The sequence below is a fragment of the Dinghuibacter silviterrae genome (assembly GCF_004366355.1).
Classification (GTDB): Bacteria; Bacteroidota; Bacteroidia; order Chitinophagales; family Chitinophagaceae; genus Dinghuibacter; species Dinghuibacter silviterrae.
In genome coordinates this window covers 679,213-698,076 of the sequence record NZ_SODV01000002.1, presented here as the reverse complement: position 1 = coordinate 698,076, position 18,864 = coordinate 679,213, and the positions used below count along the sequence as shown (strand labels likewise).

The following is an 18,864-nucleotide window of genomic DNA, read 5'->3' as shown; positions in this document are numbered from 1 at the left end:
CTATCTTGCCGGCATGAGCCCCGAGGAAGAGAAAGTCTGGCAATCCATACAACGAAAGGAAAGCCGTGTCTTTGAAGCCTATTACAAGGAGCACTTTCGTTTTTTCCTGCTGGCGTCGAACAAATACCTCCAGGACCCGGGACGGGCGCAGGAAATCGTCAATGACGTCTTTCTCAAACTTTGGGAAGACGCGGCCTCGATCACCATACAATCCACGCTGACGTTTTATATCCACCGGGCGGTGGTCAACCGCAGCCTCAATGCGCTGGACAAGGAGAAAAGGGAGCGGATGCGCCGGCAGGCGTTTGATCATGGACCGGAGGAAACCGCCGAGACACGGGAAATGGAATACGACGAGCTGAAGATCCGCTTATACCGGGCCATCGACCAGCTCCCCGATCAATGCCGGAAGGTTTTTACCATGAGCCGTTTCGAAGAAATGAAACAGCAGGAGATCGCGGATCGGTTGGGGATTTCCATCAAAACCGTAAAAAACCACATCACCCACGCATTGAAAGAACTAAACAAAATGAACAAGACACTAGGTCCTTGGGTGATTTTTTTTGTCTTATACCTGAACCATGGATTCCCGCGATACATATAATGACTTTCCCTGGGAGCTGATCGTATCGGCCCTGGAGGGTTCGTTGACGCCCGAAGACGAGCTGCGGTTCAGCCAGTGGCTGGCCTCTTCCGAAGCGAACCGGGAGAAGTACAGGGAGCTGTCGCGTCTTTGGAAGGAGGGGGTGACGGACTATCCCGTGTATGCCGCGGCGGATGAAGTCCAGGCTTGGGAAGCCCTGCAAGGGAAAATGCCCCGCACGATCCCCGCAGACCGCACCATCACGGCGGGCCGTGTCCTCCCCGTAGGCCGGTGGTTGGCGGTGGCAGCCCTGCTGATCGTGGCTGTGGGCGCCGGGTGGTGGTATTTTGCGGGGAAGGGCACTTACCAAACCGCCGCAGGCGAGCACAAGGACATTACGCTGCCGGATGGCTCTTCCGTTGTCTTGCAACCCCGGACGCGGCTCGAACAGGTAAACGCAAGAACGGTTCGACTGGTCAGCGGCGAGGCGCGCTTTATGGTGATCCACCATGCGGAACAGCCTTTCAAGGTGGACATGGACGCGGCGATCGTCGAGGATATTGGAACCACCTTCACCATTGATAAAACCGCGGACAGCATAGCAGTAACAGTGTCTTCGGGCAAGATCGCCTTCTTTCAGAAAAAGACCGGGGAGACCCGGGACATCGGCGAAGGCGGTCACTTTTGTTTGTACACCAACCCCCTGAGGTTTGACAATGCACCGCTGTCACAGGTGCTCGCCGCCCTTGAACAACGTACCGGCCGGACAATCCGGATGGACGATACGTCGTACTTGCAAAAAAAGCTCACAGTCAACCTGGAAGGAGAAACCCTGGCAAACGCGTTACAGGTGATCTGTGTATCGCTCAACCTCGATTATACCGAAAAGGACGGGGTCATTATCCTCAGCCCAAAGAAATGAGTACTTTAGCGGTATAAATGACCCGGTTGACTGCATATATCGTGTCGGCTCTGTTTTTTTCCGCCCTATTTCAGACTGTCGCCGCCCAGGACAGGCCTGAGCTCCAGGTCACGGTCACCCTCATCAACACGCCGCTGCCCGAAGCATTGGCGGTCATCGAATCCAAGGTTCCCATTCGTTTTGCTTACCCGACGGAGCTCCTCCGCGGACAGAAAAATGTGTCGGTCACCGCCACCCGCATGCCCCTGCACGCGTTCCTCGATACCCTTTTCCGGCAAACGACCCTCACCTACCGGGTCATCGGGGACCAGGTCGTTTTGCAAGCGTCTACCCAACCGGCAAAGGTCACCTTCGACGGGTTTGTCCGGGATGCGGGGACGGGGGAGTCGCTCATCGGCGCCAGTGTCTATATACCGGCAACCGGGATCGGCGTAACCACCAATAACTACGGTTTCTTTTCCCTCACCATTCCAGGGGCGGATAGCGTCGGGCTGGAGGTTTCCTATGTCGGCTACAAGATCCTCCGGCAACAAGTGTCCGCGCATAGCAGCCTTGAAGTCTCCTTCGATCTTCCCGTCAATATGGAAAACATCCCATTAACCGTTGTCCACGACAGAAGGGAAGACTTTGTCAAAAAGAACCAGATGGCCAGGATTGACCTGTCCTCTGATATGATCGTCGCCGCGCCCTCGGTCAGCGGCGGCGGAGACCTTTTATCCAGCGTGGAGATGTTGCCCGGGGTACAGGCCGGCATCGACGGTACGCCGGGTTTCTTTGTACGGGGTGGGAACACCGGGCAGAACCTCATTTTGCTGGACGACGCCACCTTGTATAACCCCAGCCACATCTTCGGGCTGGTCAGCGTATTCAACCCCTCCACCATCAAACACGCCAGCCTGATGAAAGGGGGATTTCCCGCCACTTATGGCGATCACGTCTCCTCCGTGTTGGACGTGGCGATGAAAGACGGCAGCAACCAGCAATACGGCGGCACCGTAGAAATGGGCACCGTCTCCACCGGCGCCACGGTGTATGGCCCTCTGCAAACCGGCAAATCGTCCTTCCTGGTATCGGCCAGGAGGAGCACGACCGACTGGCTGTTGCATCCTTTTCTAAAGAACAACTACTTCAGCAAATATTATTTCTACGACGTGAACGCCAAGCTCAACTTCCAGGTCTCCCCGAAAGACCGGGTCCTGTTGAGCTTCTATAGCGGACGGGACAACAATACCTACACCAGCGATTCCACCGATACCACGGGCCTCAACTACGCCATGCATTTCGGCAACACGGCCGTCACCGCGCGCTGGAACCACCAGTATTCGGGCAAACTCTTTTCCAATACCTCGGTGGAGTATAACCATTATCACCAGTTCCTATCGGCTACCCAGGAAGGTTATTTTGCGCAGTTGTATTCCGGGATCAAGGACATAGACGCCAAAACCAACCTTACCTGGTATCTCTCCCCTGCGCATAAGTGGAACGCCGGCGTCGATTACCTCTATCAAACGTTATATCCGGCCACTTTTACCGGGAAAATTGCGCCGCCGGATTCTTCCCAGTCAATCATTCCCTCGGGGATACCGCCCAAATTCTCGAACCGCCTGGCGGCCTATCTAAGCGATGACATGACCTTCGGCAGCCGGTGGCAGGCATCCGTAGGAGTCCGCGTCCCTTATTTCTTTAAGACAGACGCCCATTACCTGGACGTCGAACCGAGGGTGTCCTTGTTATACCTGATCGATCCGGCGACCAGCGTCAAGCTGTCCTTTACCACCATGCACCAGTATATCCACCTGGTCCAAAGCTACAACGCCAGTTTCCCCGCCGAGATCTGGATCGGCAGCAGCAGTCTTGTCCGGCCGCAAACCGCCCAGGAAATATCGGCGGGCCTGTTCCGGAATTTCTCCTCAAACACGTTTCAAACCAGCCTGGAAGTCTATTACAAACACCTGTCGCACCAATTGTTATTCGGGGGAGACTCGACGGCGGCCATCGACAACAATATCGAAAATCAACTGATCTTCGGGAGAGCATGGGATTACGGGGCCGAACTGTTTATCCGGAAGAACAGGGGCAAATGGACGGGCTGGCTCGCCTATACTTTTGCTTACGCCTATCAGCAATTTGATTCGTTAAATAAAAGCCAGACCTTTCCCTTCGCCTACGACAGGAGACATATGCTGGACCTCTCCATGGCGTATGCCCCGGTCCGCCATTGGAAAGTAGCCGCTAATTTCCTGCTGGCAAGCGGCCGGGCGTTCTCGTTAAGCCCGGATTCTACCTGGGTCCCGGGTAGTAATCCACTATACCACGGCAATGGCAAGGGCAAGGGCAACGGCAACGGAAATGGAAACGGGAATGGAAACGGCGGGGGACAAAGCGGGAATCCCCACCGGGGTTCCTGGGACATCATCACCAATAATTACCGCTTAAGTCCTTATGACCGGCTCGACCTGAGCGTACATTACGCGAAAAACAAAGCCGAATGGATCTTCTCCGTTTATAACGTGTACGCCCGGCCCAATAACTCCTTTGTCTATCGCACAATCGATCCAACCACGGGAAAAGTGATCGCCCGTCAGCTTCCATTGATCCCCGTAATACCAAGTATTACATACACCTACAGTTTTTAAGTCAGAAATCGCTGCTTCCGCTAGGACCAAGAGCGGCCGTGTACTGTCTTATCTATATGAAAATGACTTTTGTATCGCTGACAGCGGGCTTTCTTCTTTTTGCAGCTTGTCAGAAAAGCAACAACAGCAGCGGAAACAGCCAGTTGGAAGTACGGCTGACCGACGGTCCGGCAAACTACCAGGCCGTGTACATCGACGTCGAGAAAGTAGAGGTCAATGTTTCTTCCGATACCGGTACGACCTCGGGTTGGCAGACATTACCGCTGTTACACCCCGGTGTCTATAACCTTCTGGATTTCAGAAATGGCATCGATACCGTGCTGGCGTCCGTAAGCCTTCCCGCGGGAACACTGTCCCAGATGCGCCTGGTCCTTGGGAGCAACAATTCCGTGGTCATCGACGGTCAAAGCTACCCTTTGAAAACACCTTCGGCCCAACAATCGGGTCTGAAGTTCAATATCCACAGTACCCTGACCCCTGGTATCGTCTATCGTCTTTGGATCGACTTCGACGCCAGCCATTCCATCGTTGCCACCGGTAACGGCAAGTATATCCTCAAACCGGTGATCCGCACTTATTCCGAAGCGCTGGGCGGCAGTATCAAAGGATATGCCCTTCCGGCCGCGGCCAAACCGGAGGTTTGGGCCATCCAGGGTACGGATAGCCTGCTCGCGTTGCCCGATACGGCCACCGGGTACTTTTTCTTCGGAGGGGTACCCTCAGGTTCCTGGAACCTTTTCTTCCACGCCCAGGACTCTGCGTACAGGGATACGACGATCGCCGTAAACGTGAGCGACGGTGTGGTCACCAATGCGGATACCGTCACGTTGCGTCCATAAAAAAAGTTTCCCGTTCACTAGGACCATGGGAAAGCTCGTTCTGTCTTACTCTATGAAATCTATACTCAATGAAAAAGACAAACAAACTGCTCCTGTTTCTGGCACCGCTGGCCGCGGGTACCCTGATTTTTGCCGCGTGCCAAAAGAGTACCAGCAACAGCGCTACCTCTGGCTCCGGCCACCTGACCATACACCTGACGGACGATATCGCCCCCCGGCCCACGACGGCGGTGTACATCGATGTAGAGTCGGTATGGGTTCACGCAGCCCCCGACAGTTCTTTGAATGGCTGGGTAGAAGTACCCCTGTTGCGCCGCGGGATCTACAACCTGCTAAATTTCCGCAACGGATTGGATACCGTGCTGGCGGGGGTCGACCTCCCTTCCGGTATCATTTCGCAGATCCGCCTGGTTCTCGGGGACAGTAACTCTTTTGTACTTAACGGCATCCCATATCCTCTTAAAACTCCGTCGGCCCAGCAATCCGGGCTGAAGTTCAATGTCCACGCACCCATGACTCCAGGCATCGACTACGCGCTCTGGATCGATTTTATGGTTTCTCAGTCCATTGTTGACATGGGCAACGGCACGTATATGCTTAAGCCCGTGATCCGTACTTATTCCAAAGGCCTCGGCGGCAGCATCCAGGGCTTTGCCCTGCCTTCCGTTGCCCTTCCGGATGTCTGGGCCATCCAGGGCACGGATAGCCTGCTTGCCCGGCCGGACTCCGCTACCGGGTATTATTTCTTTGGCGGTGTAACCGCGGGGACCTGGAACATCTATGTCCATCCCGAGGATTCACTGTACAAGGACACGACGTTCTCTGTGACGGTAGCCGATGGTGTCGTCACCAACGCCGATACGGTCACCTTGCATAAATGAATGTGGGTTAAGGTTCGTGGATAGGATAACGCTCATCACCCAGCAGGTTTTGGAGCGACAAAGGCCCGGCAACTGCCGAGGCCTTTGTGTTTTATACAAACTCCAGCTTCTCCTCTTCCAAATCGAGATAGCGCAAATATTTGCGGATGAGCTCTTCGTTCAGCAACTTCTCGTGCCTGTTCTTGGCACGAAGCCAGCTCCTTTGGTGGTGCAGGATGTCGCGGTAGGCCTCCTTACCGGCGGCAGTCATCATGGCGCCGTCGGAGACCGCGCTACTGTTCGTCCATTTGACGGCCATTTGCTGGAGCGTGGGATCGCTTTGCAGCAATTCGCCGTATTTGTGTTCCAGGTGATGCAAGGCATAATCCGCCAATTGCTTCCGGAGGAGGGCTTCGACCTCTTCTTCCGGCGCAACCGCGTCGGGGTCCGGGAGCCGCATGTTGCGGATGATGAAAGGAAGCGTCAGTCCTTGCACCACCAACGTACACAAGATCACGACGAATGTAATGAAGAGGATCAGGTCCCGCTGCGGAAAGTCCGCTGGTATCGATAAAGCCGCCGCCAGGGACACGACGCCCCGCATGCCCGTCCAACCGATCACCAGCGGCGCTTTGAGGCCGGGGCTTCTCGCATCCGCCACCGTGATAAAATTGCGCATGATGAGGGTGACGATGACGGCCCCGTAGGCGGCCAGTATCCGGCCCACGATCAGTACGGCGGAGATCAGCAACCCGTAACCGATGGCGGCGGACAGGCTGACGCTGCCCAGTCCGTTGACGATTTCGGGCAGGTCCAGGCCAATAAACATAAAGACCAGGCCGTTGAGCACAAAGGTCAGGTTTTCCCAAAAGTTAAAGCCCCTCAACCGGGACGTACTGCTGAGAAAAAGGTGGCTGTTATTCGCCAGGAACAAACCGCCGGCAACCACGGCCAGCACACCGGAGCTGTGTGCTACCTCCGCCGCCGTGTACATCACGTAAGGCGTGACGATCGTCAACACGATGTCGGTGTTGGCGTCGCTGTGGAGAAACCTGTGGACCTTCATAAAAATCCAGCCCACCAGCAACCCCACACCGATCCCGCCGACGACCATCCAGGAAAAGCTCAGGGCAGCCTGGTACCAGATAAACTGCCCGGTCGCCACCGCGATCAGGGCAAACCGGAAAATGATCAGCGAAGACGCGTCGTTTAACAGGCTCTCCCCTTCCAGGATCGACGCCATACGCATCGGTACCTTTACAAACCGCATGATGGCCCCGGCGCTGACCGCATCCGGGGGCGATACAATACCCCCCAGCAAAAAACCCATCGCCAGCGAAAACCCGGGTATGTAATAGTTGGCCACGAGTGCCACCGAAAGCGCCGTCAGGAAAACCACGACAAACGCAAAACTGCCGATGATGCGCCTCCACCGCCACAGCTCCTTCCACGAGATGGACCAGGCCGCCTCGTACAACAAGGGCGGTAGGAAAATAACAAAAATGAGGTGGGGGTCGATGTGAAGGACCGGGAGGCCCGGTATAAAACTGATGGCCAGGCCACCGATGACCAGCAATACGGGGTAGGCGACCTGCAGCCTTTTGGCCAGCAGGATCAGTAGGACGATGACGACAACGAGGCCGACGTAAAAGGGGAAATTTTCCAGCACGGTTGCAATATCGTAACTTCCGGGCATGTCCTTGCCAAAACGTCTATTCGTACTCGTCGCTTTTTTAATCGCCGCCGGCGCCCCTGTGCACGCCCAAAAGCTGGCCCCCCTACCCAACTTCCAGGAAGACTGGGTCCGGGACCAGGAACCCTTCCGGATCGCCGGCAACCTGTATTATGTCGGGTCTTATGACCTGGCCTGCTACCTCATCACGACACGGGTGGGGCATATCCTCATCAATACAGGTCTCCCGGGTTCGGATACGATGATCCGGCGCCACGTGGAGGCCCTGGGCTTCCGGTGGAGGGACATCCGGATCCTGCTCGCGACCCACGCCCATTTTGATCACGTGGGTGCCATGGCGGCCGTTCAAAAACAAACGGGCGCGCGATTGATGATCGAGGAGGCGGATGCCCCGCTCTTGGCCGACGGAGGAAACTCCGACTTTAATTTTGGAGGAAAAGGGCCCATTTTTGAACCCGCTCGCGTGGATCGCCTGCTCTATGACAGGGACAAGGTTGCCCTGGGAGAGATGATCCTCACGGTCCTGCACCATCCCGGTCATACCAAAGGCGCCTGCAGCTACCTTTTTACCGTCCGGGATTCCGCGCGCGCTTACCGCGTGCTGATCGCCAATATGCCAAGCATCCTGGACGAAACAAAGTTCCCCGGCATGCCTGCGTATCCGAACGTCCAAAAGGACTATGCGCATACCTTTCGGGTAATGCCAGGCATTTCCTTCGATATATGGCTGTCTTCTCATGCTGGACAGTTCGACCTGCACTCCAAATGGAAGGAGGGCTATCATCCCGACGCATTTATTGACCGGAAAGGGTACGATGCGGCGCTGGCCAAACTGAAAACGGCGTATGACAAAAAGTGTCAAAGCGGCGGGAATCCTGGCGTAGGAAAAATTCGGTGAAACCGCTGGTTCTCAGCACTTACGGCCCGATTTTTGCGGCAAAAAGGTCAATCCGTCCATACTATGTGGAAAACCTTACAACCCGGCGATAATATAGCCGTAGGCGATACCGTCCGGTATCAGACAAGCGATTACAGCCGCGTCCCCAGGGACGAAGTCTACCAGGTCGTCAAGCGGGACCAACACTATTTCGAAATCCGACTACAGCCCGCCGCCGAGGACAGCCGGCGCAAAGCCATCCGTTATATCGATGTAGGGTACACCCTCCGCCTGGAGAAATGGTGCGACGGCTGACAAGTCGGCAGAACTCCCCTCTAAATAGTTCAGAATCTACAGATTTGGTCGTACGCCAATTAATGGCACTATAGTTGATTTATTACAATTGGTTTTTCATAGGATATTGGATTTTAAGACGGGCCAGGATTTCTATCCAGGCCTTTTTTTTGTGCCTCCATTTCAAGTGTCACGAACACACTTCTTGTTTTCTAATCGTTAATTACCTGTCTTAATCATATCAAATAAAAAAATTAAACGAGTTTTACCGGGTCCAGTTTTGTTTACCATCCACAACCCGGTATGAAGACTCTGATCCGTATTACGCTGCTTACCTCGTATGCCCTGTATGGCACGGGCGTTTCCGCACAAAGCTATTACCCTGGCGGGCTTGGCAACGCCAACCTGATCCTCTGGCTGAATGCCTCCAAATCTTCCTCCATTACCATGAGTTCGAACCAGGTTAGTCAATGGAATGACCTGAGCGGGAACGGGTACAATTTTACCCAGGGGACGTCCGGCAACCAACCGGTGTATAGTGCCACGGCGGGGAACGGCAACCGCCCGGCGGTGACCTTCACCTCCACCAGCTCGCAATACCTGTCCACGCCGACCCTGCCGGCTTCCCTCAGCTTTACAAAGGGCCTTAGCACCTTTACGATGGCCACGTACAATGCACCCCAGACCCCCCAGGGCTGGCAAAGGATCTTCGATTTCGGCAACGGCCAGCAAAACAACAATTTCATGACCGGGCGGTACGGGAGTACCAACCAGGTCTATGCCGAGGGCTGGAACGGGGGTACCGGGGATCAGACATGGACCACGACGACGCCTATCGTCAATGGAACCGCCAATATGTTCGAAACCGTCCAGGCAGCCGGGGCTGCGAGCACCACGACTGCCGTCACTTTTTATATCGCAGGCACGTCCCAGGCCAGCAGCGGCGCCGCCGGGAGCGTTACGTATATCCCCAAATCCATCGCCCGTGCCTCCAACTTCATAGGGCGCAGCAACTGGAACGTCGACAATTATTTTTCGGGCAACATTTCCGAGTTGATCATCCTCGACACAGCCGTCAGCACCACCGAGCAAATCATCCTGGAGAATTATATGTGGGCGGGCTGGGGTAAGGCAGTGGCCAACACCAAGTATACCATGACGGGCACGACTTATGGGACCAACCTTGTCGGGATCGGGTATACCAGCCTGGCCGACAATTTCCTGGCCAATCCGGCCGGGTCGACGGATGGCCTCGGTCTGTCCAGCGCCAGCACAGGCTTTCTGAGCAGCGCCGGTTACCTGATGGCGGCCCACAACGGCCAGGCCAATACGGTCATCACGAATGCGACGATCCCCGGTTTTAGCAGCACCAGCTCCATCAGCAAGTGGAACCGCAGTTGGTATGTCCAGCATACGGGGGGGAACACAGCGGCGACCGCCAACCTGAACTTTACTTTCCCGGACTATAACGGGACGACACCCGGTGCCGCCAATTATTATTTATTGTACAATGCCAACGATGGCAGTTTCGCCACCGGCACCAACCAGATCGTCACCACCAACACCACGTCGGTCTCCGGGACTACGGTTTCCTTTAACGTGACCGTGTCGAACCTCGCAGCAGGGTATTACACCATCATCTACAGCACGACGCCGATCACCCTGCCGGTCACCCTGATTTCCTTTACGGGTCAAAAAGACAATACCGCAAGCCTTCTTCAATGGACGACCGCGGGTAAGGACGGCACCGGGGACTTTGTCATCGAAAGAAGCACGGATGGGCAGCACTTCGACTCCCTTGCCCTGGTCACCAATCCCCTCGATATTTCCACGGAATACAGCTACCAGTATAAAGACCAGACGCCTTTCGCGGGCCGCAATTACTACCGGTTGAAAATGATCGATCCTTTCGGTGACGTCTCCTATTCCAACATCGTCCTGGTCGGGTTTGATTCCGAAAATAAAACCGGTATCACCTGTTATCCCAACCCGGTGCAAGACGTCTTACACGTGTCCCTGCCGGTCGCTTCCGAGGTAACGGTAAGGATCTTCGACCTCCGCGGACGGGAAGTCGGTGTCTACAAGGACGACAACACCAACCAGCTCAGTCTGCCGGTGCAGACTTTGAGTACGGGGATGTATGTCGCGACGATCGAACAAGATGGGGAACGATATACCCAAAAAGTGGTCAAACACTAAATACAAATTCGTTGAGCGTGGCGTCGTACCGGTAATCACTCCCCCACTGCGCATGGTAGGTCGCGGTCATCTCCACGGCGTCGAGGATGTAGTCCACTTCCGCGTCGCTCATGATGGGATGAAAAGACAAGCGGACCCATCCGGGTTTGGCGCTGAGGTCGCCCTTTTCCAGCGCCGTGCGGATTTGATAGGACCGGGTTTTATCAATCCCCAGCAGTACATGCCCGTAGGTCCCCGCGCAGCTGCACCCGCCCCGGGCCTGAACGCCAAACCGGTCGTTCAACAGCTTTACAAAAAGGTTGTAATGGACGTACGGGGTAAGAAAGGACACGATACCCAGCCGGTTGCGTTGGCCGCCGGCCAGCAACGTCACTCCGGGCACACCCGACAGGCGATCGAAGACGGTTTGCAGGATCTCCTTTTCCCGGGCCAGCATGCGCGTCATCCCCATCTCCTCCTTCAGTTGGACACAGAACCCGGCTTTGATCGCCTGCAGGATGGGTGGCGTTCCGCCGTCCTCCCGTTGTTCGATATCGTTCACGTATAACCGCCCGCCCCAAGGGTTGGTGTAGAACACCGTCCCTCCACCCGGCTGGTCGGGGACGGGGTTTACGCACAGCCGTTTATTAAAGACGAGTACGCCGGGGGTGCCGGGGCCGCCCAAAAACTTGTGGACCGAAAAGTAGATGGCGTCAAGATCGCCAGATCCCGGGTGCATATCGATCGGCACGTACGGCGCCGCGGCAGCGAAATCCACCACGCAAATCCCCCCATGGGCGTGCATCAGCGCAGCGATCTCGTGGATGGGTGTCCGGATCCCGGTTACGTTCGAACAGGCGGTAATGGCGGCGATCTTCAGCGGCCGGCCTCTATAGCGATGAAGTAATTCCCGGACATGCCCGAGGTCGACGTTTCCGTCTTCGTCCGGCCGGATGACTTCCACCGTCGCGCCCGTTTCCAGCCAGCTAAGGTGGTTGCTGTGGTGTTCCATGTGGGTCACCAGTACCAGCGGGGTGATGGCAGCGGTCTTTAGCCCTATCATCCGTTGGAGCTTGTTTACCGCAGACGTGGTCCCGCTCCCGCAAAAAAGCAGGGCGTCCTCTTCCCCGGCGTGGACGTGCGCCTTGATACGGTGCCTTGACTGTTCATACGCCCCGGTCATGCGGCCGCCGGTGACGGTCGATCCGGTATGGGTGTTCCCGAAGAACGGCAGGACCTCCTCCTGGAGCCGGTATTCGATCGGGCGGTAGGCGCGGCCGGAAGCCGTCCAGTCGGCATACACGATCCGCTGCGGGCCAAAGGGGGATTCGAAGGTCTGGAGGTGGCCGATGACCTGGTCGCCGTAGGGGGAGAACCAGCGTTCGAGCGCGTCCCCACCTTGGGGCAGGGCGCTATTTGGTCGGAGTGTTGATGCCAAAGAGGTCATACGGCTGTCTGTTATAGTACCCGTTAAAAAAGTAAACCAGTGCCACGATCCCCAATATGAAAGCGGCCATGACCAACCATTGGGCGGCAGTAATCTTCTGCCGGGTCTTGACGTCACACACCTCGCCGGGGCAATACTGTGCCTTTTTCCGGAAAAAGAGGGTGTACATTTTACACGCGATACAGATGCCAAAGACAGACTCGAAATACAAAAAGACCAGGCACGCCATGCACGCGAGCCCCGTGATAGGGCTATAGGCGTTGACCACCACCAGGAACACGAATATCGTTGCCGACAAGGCCAGACCGACGGCCCAGGCAAATCGTTTTTGGCGGGCGCCGACATACTCCGGAACCTGCCGGCTCACGATCCACCTGCCCAGGATAAGGGTGGGCGCGAACCGGGGGCTTATAAATACCCTGATGATAAAGTCCAGGAAAAAAAGGGTAACGACGTATTTGACCGGTCTGAAATTCCCCTGGAAAAATATCAACATGATGGATGTAAAGGTGGCGAGGAAAAGAATACCCGCCGCGGCCCTGATCTCGCGTTCGTTCAGGACCCGGATTTGATAACCGGGGACATCTTCGCCAAATTGGATGGGTTTGCTCATAAAGGTTTATTTTTCCATAATACTACCTAACACGCTAAATATCTGCAAGTTGCATCAATAGACGACCGATCACCGTCTACGAAAGTGCTTTTGCCGTCAACGAGCAAATCACGGGACAAAACGGTCGAAAGAATTCCCGATATTTAAGACAGGATGAAGGACCTTTTGGACATAAAACGTTTCATGCTGTATGCCTGGGTAGGGCTGGCCATCGTCGTCATGTGCACCATCCAGGAGGTATACCACCACGCGACGTTTGGGATGGCGCTGCTCGAATGCATCTGGCTGACGATTTACCTCACCCTGGTGAACTATGTGTTGTTCGAGTATACCGTTCCCCGCCTCCGTGTGCGGAAGTTTTATATAGGAATCCTTCTTTTTGTTCTTTACATTTTTTTATTCACCGCTCTCTTTCACCATTGGGCGCAGTTGGGGCATCTTTTGCACCTAAACGACGACTATATCGATCCGCCCGGCAAACACCACGACCTGGGGGAAGAAGCGAGCTTTAGCATCCCCTCGGCCTTTATATTCGGGATCGTCAGCCATTTGTACAAACACGCCCAGCTCCGGCAAACGGCGCAACAACTGCGGATCGAAAAACAGACGGCGGAACTGAACTACCTCAAGTCGCAAACCAACCCCCACTTCCTGTTCAACACCCTGAACAACATCTATTCGCTGGCCAGGGACAAGTCCGACCAGGCGCCGGAGACCATCCTCCGGTTGTCGAAGATCCTGCGCTATATGCTGTATGAGGCGGGCGGATCGTTTGTCGCCGTCGAACAGGAACTGAAGGTCATCGGGGACTATATATCGCTGGAGAAGCTCCGCTATGACGAATCGCTCCGGATCAACTTCAACTACGACGTCGAAGACATGAAACAGGCGGTGCCGCCCTTGCTGTTGATGCCGATGGTCGAGAATGCCTTTAAACACGGCGCCTCCGAAACAAGGATTCATCCCTTTGTGGATATACACCTATCCATCGCCCAGCGGAAACTGGCCTTTTACGTCCGGAATTCGACGGAAGAACACAACGGTAACGGACAGGTCAGGGAAAATATAGGGCTATCCAACCTTCGCCGCCAATTGGAGTTGTTGTACACGGACTATGAAGTCTCGGTGGAGCAGAAACAATCGGAATTTTCCGCCACGCTAAAGATCAACCTCGCCAGCCATGTCTAAAATAAGATGCATCATCATCGAAGACGAGCCCCTGGCGGTAAAGATCCTGTCGGACTATATTGCGCAAACGCCTTTTTTGCAACTGGACGCGACGTTCAGGGACGCCCTCTTAGCCACCGATCATCTTCGCCGTGCCGGTACCGATCTTATATTTTTGGACATCCACCTGCCCAAACTCAAGGGTATGGCCTTTCTCAAAACGCTGTCCGATCCGCCCGCCGTTATTGTCACCACGGCCTACCACCAGTATGCCGTGGAGGGGTTTAGCCTGAACGTGACCGACTACCTGCTCAAACCGTTTGACTTCGAACGCTTCCTGGTAGCGGTGAACAAGGTGAGAAAACCCGTGGAACAGCGGGACTACATTTTTATCAATGTCCAAAAGAAAAAAGTAAAGGTCCTTTTCGAGGACATCCTTTATGTTGAAAGCCAGCGCGAGTACGTGAAGATCACCACGACGCAAAATATTTTTGTAACCAAAATGAGCACGCATGAAATCGAGGCGGTGCTGCCCGCCCATTTATTCAAACGGGTGCACCGGTCCTTTATCGTGTCCATCCGCAGGATCGAATCCTATACCGCGGAGATGATCGAGGTGGGTGGTGTGTCTATCCCGATCGGAAAAGGATACCGGGAAGGCATGGACGACCTCTGACGACAACGTTTTCGTGCATGGATTTGAAAAAAGTACGGACAAGGTGTACATTTATCCGCTGCGACGATTGCTACTATATTTCTTTTTGTGGACCTGCGCCTGCCCGGTCCTTGCCCAGCTCCGGACACCGGTCACGTTCCTGGACGCGGAACACGGTTTGTCCAACAACAACGTCCGTTGTATCACCAAGGATCACAATGGTTTTATGTGGATCGGCACCCGGGACGGCCTGGACCGGTATGACGGGAACACCTTCACCGTCTGGCGTCACCAATTCAAGGATACCAACTCACTCATCTGCAATTTCGTGCTGACGCTGGCGGTGGACCACGCGGGTCTGCTGTGGATCGGCACCCGGGAAGGGCTGGACGTGTACAACAGCCTTACCGGGCGGTTCTCGGTCGTTACCTGGGGGCACGGTCAACCCCTGACCGGTCTTATCAAAGAATTGAAAGAGGATGGCAAGGGCAATATGCTGATCGGTGTCCAGGGTCTTGGCTTATTGATCAAACGGCCGGGTGCATCGCCGGCCCTCCAGGTGCCGCTGGACGGCTCGTATCTCTACGGGGTGCAGTCTATCCAGGCCGGGGAGGACGGGCGTATATGGGTGCAGGTACAGAACAAAGGGCTTTGTCTGTTTGATGAACCGGCGGGCCGGCTACACCTGGTCAATACACAGTTGCCCCTTGCCTCCGCCCTGGAGCAGGTGGGGGGGACCCTCTGGCTTGCCAGTGGGGAAAGCCTGTATACCTATTCGAACGGCGCCTGTATCAAAAAATGGACCTTACCGGCGGGCGGTTCCGCCCCCGATGAGATCTGGAGCTTTGCGCGGGGAAAAAACGGACACTTCCTGCTGGGCACGCGCCAGGGGCGGCTGCTGGAGTGGGATGCGTTGTCGGGAGAGCTGTTCTCCCAGGACCTTCACTACGGGACCATCTATGGGCTTTTTGCGGACGACGTCGCCTGGCTGGGCACGGCCAAGGGCGGGCTCGGTTTGATCGACCCGGGGCGCAGCCGTTTTCATACGGAGGTGCCCGTCCCCGCTAGCGCCGGACGTCCCCCCGCCTTTGTCACCTCGCTCGTAGAAACCGGGAATGGAAACCTGGTGGTGGCGACGGAAAGCGACGGCGTCCTGCTTTTCGACCGGCGGACCGAACGCTTTACGTCCTACCGGGGTCCGACGTCCATATCCGATATGACGGGGGACGCAGCCGGTCAGGTGTGGATCGCCGCCAACTACGGCGGCGTGGACCGTTTCGATCCGGTCACCCACCAGTTCCGCCGGTACCGTTGTACCCCCGAGGCCGGGGGGATCGATAACTTCGTGTGGACGGTGTACGAGGACAAACAGCGCAACCTCTGGGCGGCCACGCTAAGACAAGGATCGATCATGGGCGCCCTTTTTCGCTTCGACCGGGCGGCGGACCGGTTTGTCCTTTTCGACAGCAGCCTGTCCGACCTGTTTACCTTATATGAAGACAGGGAAGGTGTGCTTTGGGCGGGCAACCTCAACCAGCTCGTCGACATCGACCGGGTCCACCACCGTCATCGTTTTTACACGATCAACAGCGCGCTAAGGGCGATATGGGAAGATAAAAACGGAGACCTGTGGCTGGGCACCGAAGGCGGCGGCCTCCTGCGTTTCGACCGGCAGACCCACAAAATCGTCCGCCGGTATACGACCGACGACGGGCTTTGCCACAACTCGGTCCTGAACATCCTGGAGGACAAGGAGGGCGGTCTTTGGCTGAGCACAGGCGGCGGTCTTTCCCGGTTCAGCCCGTCCAGCGGAAATTTCCGCAACTATTACCAAAGCGACGGTTTGCAAAGCAACGAGTTCCTGTTTAATTCCGCGCTCCGCCTCAGGTCAGGCGAACTTGCCTTTGGCGGTATCAAGGGCTTCAACATCTTTGACCCGGCCGCCATACTGGAAACAGGCCAGATGCCCCCGCTCCGGCTGACCGGCATTACCGTCAACGGGACAGCAGTAGAAAAAAACCCGGGCCTTGTGTCGCGATGGGGCGCCAACCAGGTGGAAGCCATCAGGGTTCCCTTTGACAAAGCCTTTTTCTCCTTTGACTTCACGACCCTCGATTATTCAACCCCCCAGTCCATCACCTACGCGTACTACATGGAGGGATGGGATGGGAAATGGACCGAGGCGGGTACGCAACGCAAAGCCACCTATACCCACCTCAACGAGGGATCCTACACGTTCCGGGTCCGGAGCACCAACACCGAGGGCAAGTGGAACCCCCAGGAGATCGCCCTTTCGATCGTCGTCCTTCCACCCTGGTACCGCACCTGGTGGGCCTATTGCTTTTACGGGCTCATCCTCCTGTCCCTTGCCCGTTTGTATTGGATCTACCGCGAACGCCAGACGAAGCTCAAATACCAGGTGGCCCTGGAAAGACAAAAGGCCGACGAGCAACGTTCCTTTTTCACCAATATTTCCCACGAGTTCCGGACGCCGCTCACGTTGATCATCAACCCCGTCAAAGACCTGCTTACCCAGACGGAGCGCCGGGCTCCGGATTTCTCGTCGCCGGAGGAGGCCGCCTTTGAACGGGCCGAACTCCAGGTGATCCACCGCAACGCCCGCCGGATGCTGAGCCTGGTCGACCAGCTTCTTCTTTTTGGAAAAGCGGACAGCGATCGGCTCACGACCGCCGCGCTCAACCTCCGGGACGTCTGTCACGAAGTATACCTCAGTTTTTCCCAACAAGCCAGGGCAAAAAATATACACTATACCTTCTCCGATGAAGGGGACATGGAGGTGTATGCGGACCGGGAAAAGGTGGAGATCATCTTGTTCAACCTGGTGTCCAATGCCCTGAAATACACCCCCCCTGACGGTTTCGTATCCATGCGGCTCCGCCGCGGTCCCGCGGGGATCACGGTGGAGGTGGCGGATAGCGGGTCCGGTATCCCGGCCGAAGCCGGCGAGCGCATTTTCGAACGCTTTTACCAGGCCGCCGGCGCCGCGACCAAACCCGGTTTTGGGATCGGGCTCTTTCTGGCGCGGCAGTTTACGCTTGCGCATAAAGGGGCGCTCTCCTATCGGAGCGAAGAGGGAAAGGGGACCGTTTTTACGTTGTGCCTGCCGGTGGGCCACGTACCGATGGGTTCCGCGCCGGTGGGCGCCGCAACGGCCGGCGAACCGATGGGCGCCGCGCCCGCCGAACGGCAGCCCGTCCGCCTGTTCCAGGAGCTGCTGGTGGAAGAAGCGCCCGCCGCCGAGGCCCCCCTGGAGGCCCCCCCTCCCCTGGTGGAAGAGCGCAAATCCATCCTGGTCGTGGACGACGATACCCAGCTCCGTCAGTACATCGTGTCCAGCTTCCGCGAGCGCTTTACCGTACACGAGGCCACCGGCGGGGAAGAAGGTATGCGGCTCGCGCTCGAACACTACCCCGACATCGTGATCAGCGACATCTGTATGGAGGGCAAGAGCGGGATCGATCTTTGTAAAACGCTCAAAGGCAACCCCGCTACCGCCCACATCCCTGTCATCCTGCTGACCGGCACCCTGGCAGCCGCCTCCCGGCTGGAAGGGATCGAAGGGGGCGCCGACGACTATATCACCAAGCCTTTTGACATGGAGCTGCTCCAGGCCCGGGTCGCCAACCTGTTGCAAAGCCGCAGCCAGCTCCGGCAGTCCATTTTCAACGAGATTACCCATAACGAGGCCCCCCGGAAGATCTCTGCCACGGACAAAGCCTTCCTCGACCGGTGTACCGCCGTTATCGAAAGCCACCTCCTGGAGGAAGATTTTTCTATCGCACAATTGTCCGTCGAGATGGGGATCAGCCATTCCAGCCTGTATAAAAAAGTAAAAGCACTGTCCGGGCAGTCCCTCAACGGTTTCATCCGCCTGGTCCGGTTGCGCAACGCCGCCATTCTTTGCATCAATTCGGACTACAACGTCAACGAGATCGCCACGATGATCGGCATCATCGACCGGACCCACTTCCGGGAGCAGTTCCAAAAAGTATACGGAATGACGGCGGCGGAATACATCCGGAAATACCGGAAGCCGCTGGCCTCGCAGTACACCGTAAAGAAGCCCAAATAACCGGTTT

At 56.2% G+C, this 18,864-nt stretch carries 14 protein-coding genes; 11 read left to right on the top strand and 3 right to left on the bottom strand.

All coding sequences use genetic code 11. From position 1 onward, the window contains the following. Positions 1-13: 13 nt before the first annotated feature. From EDB95_RS20175 to EDB95_RS20155, 5 genes are all read left to right on the top strand, one after another. Entirely contained in the window at positions 14-604 is a 591-nt protein-coding gene (locus EDB95_RS20175) for an RNA polymerase sigma-70 factor (RefSeq protein WP_133996359.1), read from the top strand. After that, positions 582-1,505: a FecR domain-containing protein gene (locus EDB95_RS20170; RefSeq protein ID WP_133996358.1), complete on the top strand. Its 924-nt coding sequence runs from the start codon at positions 582-584 to the stop codon at positions 1,503-1,505. Before EDB95_RS20175 ends, EDB95_RS20170 begins: the two co-directional genes overlap by 23 nt. Positions 1,506-1,522: 17 nt before the next feature. After that, the gene (locus tag EDB95_RS20165) at positions 1,523-4,141 is read left to right on the top strand and encodes a TonB-dependent receptor (RefSeq protein WP_133996356.1); all 2,619 of its coding nucleotides are present in this window, start codon (positions 1,523-1,525) and stop codon (positions 4,139-4,141) included. A gap of 56 nt (positions 4,142-4,197) precedes the next feature. After that, entirely contained in the window at positions 4,198-4,980 is a 783-nt protein-coding gene (locus tag EDB95_RS20160) for a DUF4382 domain-containing protein (protein WP_133996354.1), read from the top strand. Positions 4,981-5,048: 68 nt separating this feature from the next. Further along, positions 5,049-5,861 carry a DUF4382 domain-containing protein gene (locus tag EDB95_RS20155; protein WP_133996352.1) on the top strand — a complete coding sequence of 271 codons (813 nt, stop codon included), beginning with the start codon at positions 5,049-5,051 and terminating at the stop codon, positions 5,859-5,861. A 91-nt stretch (positions 5,862-5,952) separates the two neighbouring features. Here EDB95_RS20155 and EDB95_RS20150 read toward each other — a convergent pair whose 3' ends face one another. Continuing rightward, positions 5,953-7,509, bottom strand: a complete 1,557-nt coding sequence (locus tag EDB95_RS20150; RefSeq protein ID WP_133996350.1) for a Na+/H+ antiporter — start codon at positions 7,507-7,509, stop codon at positions 5,953-5,955. Positions 7,510-7,534: 25 nt separating this feature from the next. On the opposite strand from EDB95_RS20150, the gene bla reads away from it, so the two are divergent. From bla to EDB95_RS20135, 3 genes are all read left to right on the top strand, one after another. Further along, a complete protein-coding gene (gene bla / locus EDB95_RS20145; RefSeq protein ID WP_133996348.1) occupies positions 7,535-8,431 on the top strand; it encodes a subclass B3 metallo-beta-lactamase in 897 nt (298 codons plus the stop codon). A 63-nt stretch (positions 8,432-8,494) separates the two neighbouring features. Beyond that, entirely contained in the window at positions 8,495-8,725 is a 231-nt protein-coding gene (locus tag EDB95_RS20140; protein WP_133996346.1) for a hypothetical protein, read from the top strand. 282 nt (positions 8,726-9,007) lie between these two features. Then, on the top strand, positions 9,008-10,903 hold the full coding sequence (locus tag EDB95_RS20135) for a T9SS type A sorting domain-containing protein (protein WP_133996344.1): 1,896 nt from the start codon (positions 9,008-9,010) through the stop codon (positions 10,901-10,903). On the opposite strand, the gene EDB95_RS20130 is transcribed toward EDB95_RS20135, so the two are convergent. Together EDB95_RS20130 and EDB95_RS20125 are read right to left on the bottom strand one after the other, a co-directional pair. After that, complete coding sequence (locus EDB95_RS20130) at positions 10,893-12,329, bottom strand: aminotransferase class V-fold PLP-dependent enzyme (protein ID WP_133996342.1); 1,437 nt, start codon at positions 12,327-12,329, stop codon at positions 10,893-10,895. The genes EDB95_RS20135 and EDB95_RS20130 overlap by 11 nt on opposite strands. Further along, on the bottom strand, positions 12,295-12,942 hold the full coding sequence (locus EDB95_RS20125; protein WP_133996340.1) for a DUF4395 domain-containing protein: 648 nt from the start codon (positions 12,940-12,942) through the stop codon (positions 12,295-12,297). The genes EDB95_RS20130 and EDB95_RS20125 overlap by 35 nt, the downstream gene beginning before the upstream one ends. 153 nt (positions 12,943-13,095) lie before the next feature. Between EDB95_RS20125 and EDB95_RS20120 the strand changes: the two genes are divergently transcribed. The 3 genes from EDB95_RS20120 to EDB95_RS20110 all read left to right on the top strand — a co-directional run bounded on the left by EDB95_RS20120 (position 13,096) and on the right by EDB95_RS20110 (position 18,857). Further along, positions 13,096-14,130: a sensor histidine kinase gene (locus EDB95_RS20120; RefSeq protein ID WP_133996338.1), complete on the top strand. Its 1,035-nt coding sequence runs from the start codon at positions 13,096-13,098 to the stop codon at positions 14,128-14,130. After that, positions 14,123-14,785, top strand: coding sequence for a LytR/AlgR family response regulator transcription factor (locus EDB95_RS20115; protein ID WP_133996336.1), 663 nt, complete (start codon positions 14,123-14,125; stop codon positions 14,783-14,785). The genes EDB95_RS20120 and EDB95_RS20115 overlap by 8 nt, the downstream gene beginning before the upstream one ends. A gap of 85 nt (positions 14,786-14,870) precedes the next feature. After that, on the top strand, positions 14,871-18,857 hold the full coding sequence (locus tag EDB95_RS20110; RefSeq protein WP_162852698.1) for a two-component regulator propeller domain-containing protein: 3,987 nt from the start codon (positions 14,871-14,873) through the stop codon (positions 18,855-18,857). Positions 18,858-18,864: the final 7 nt, after the last annotated feature.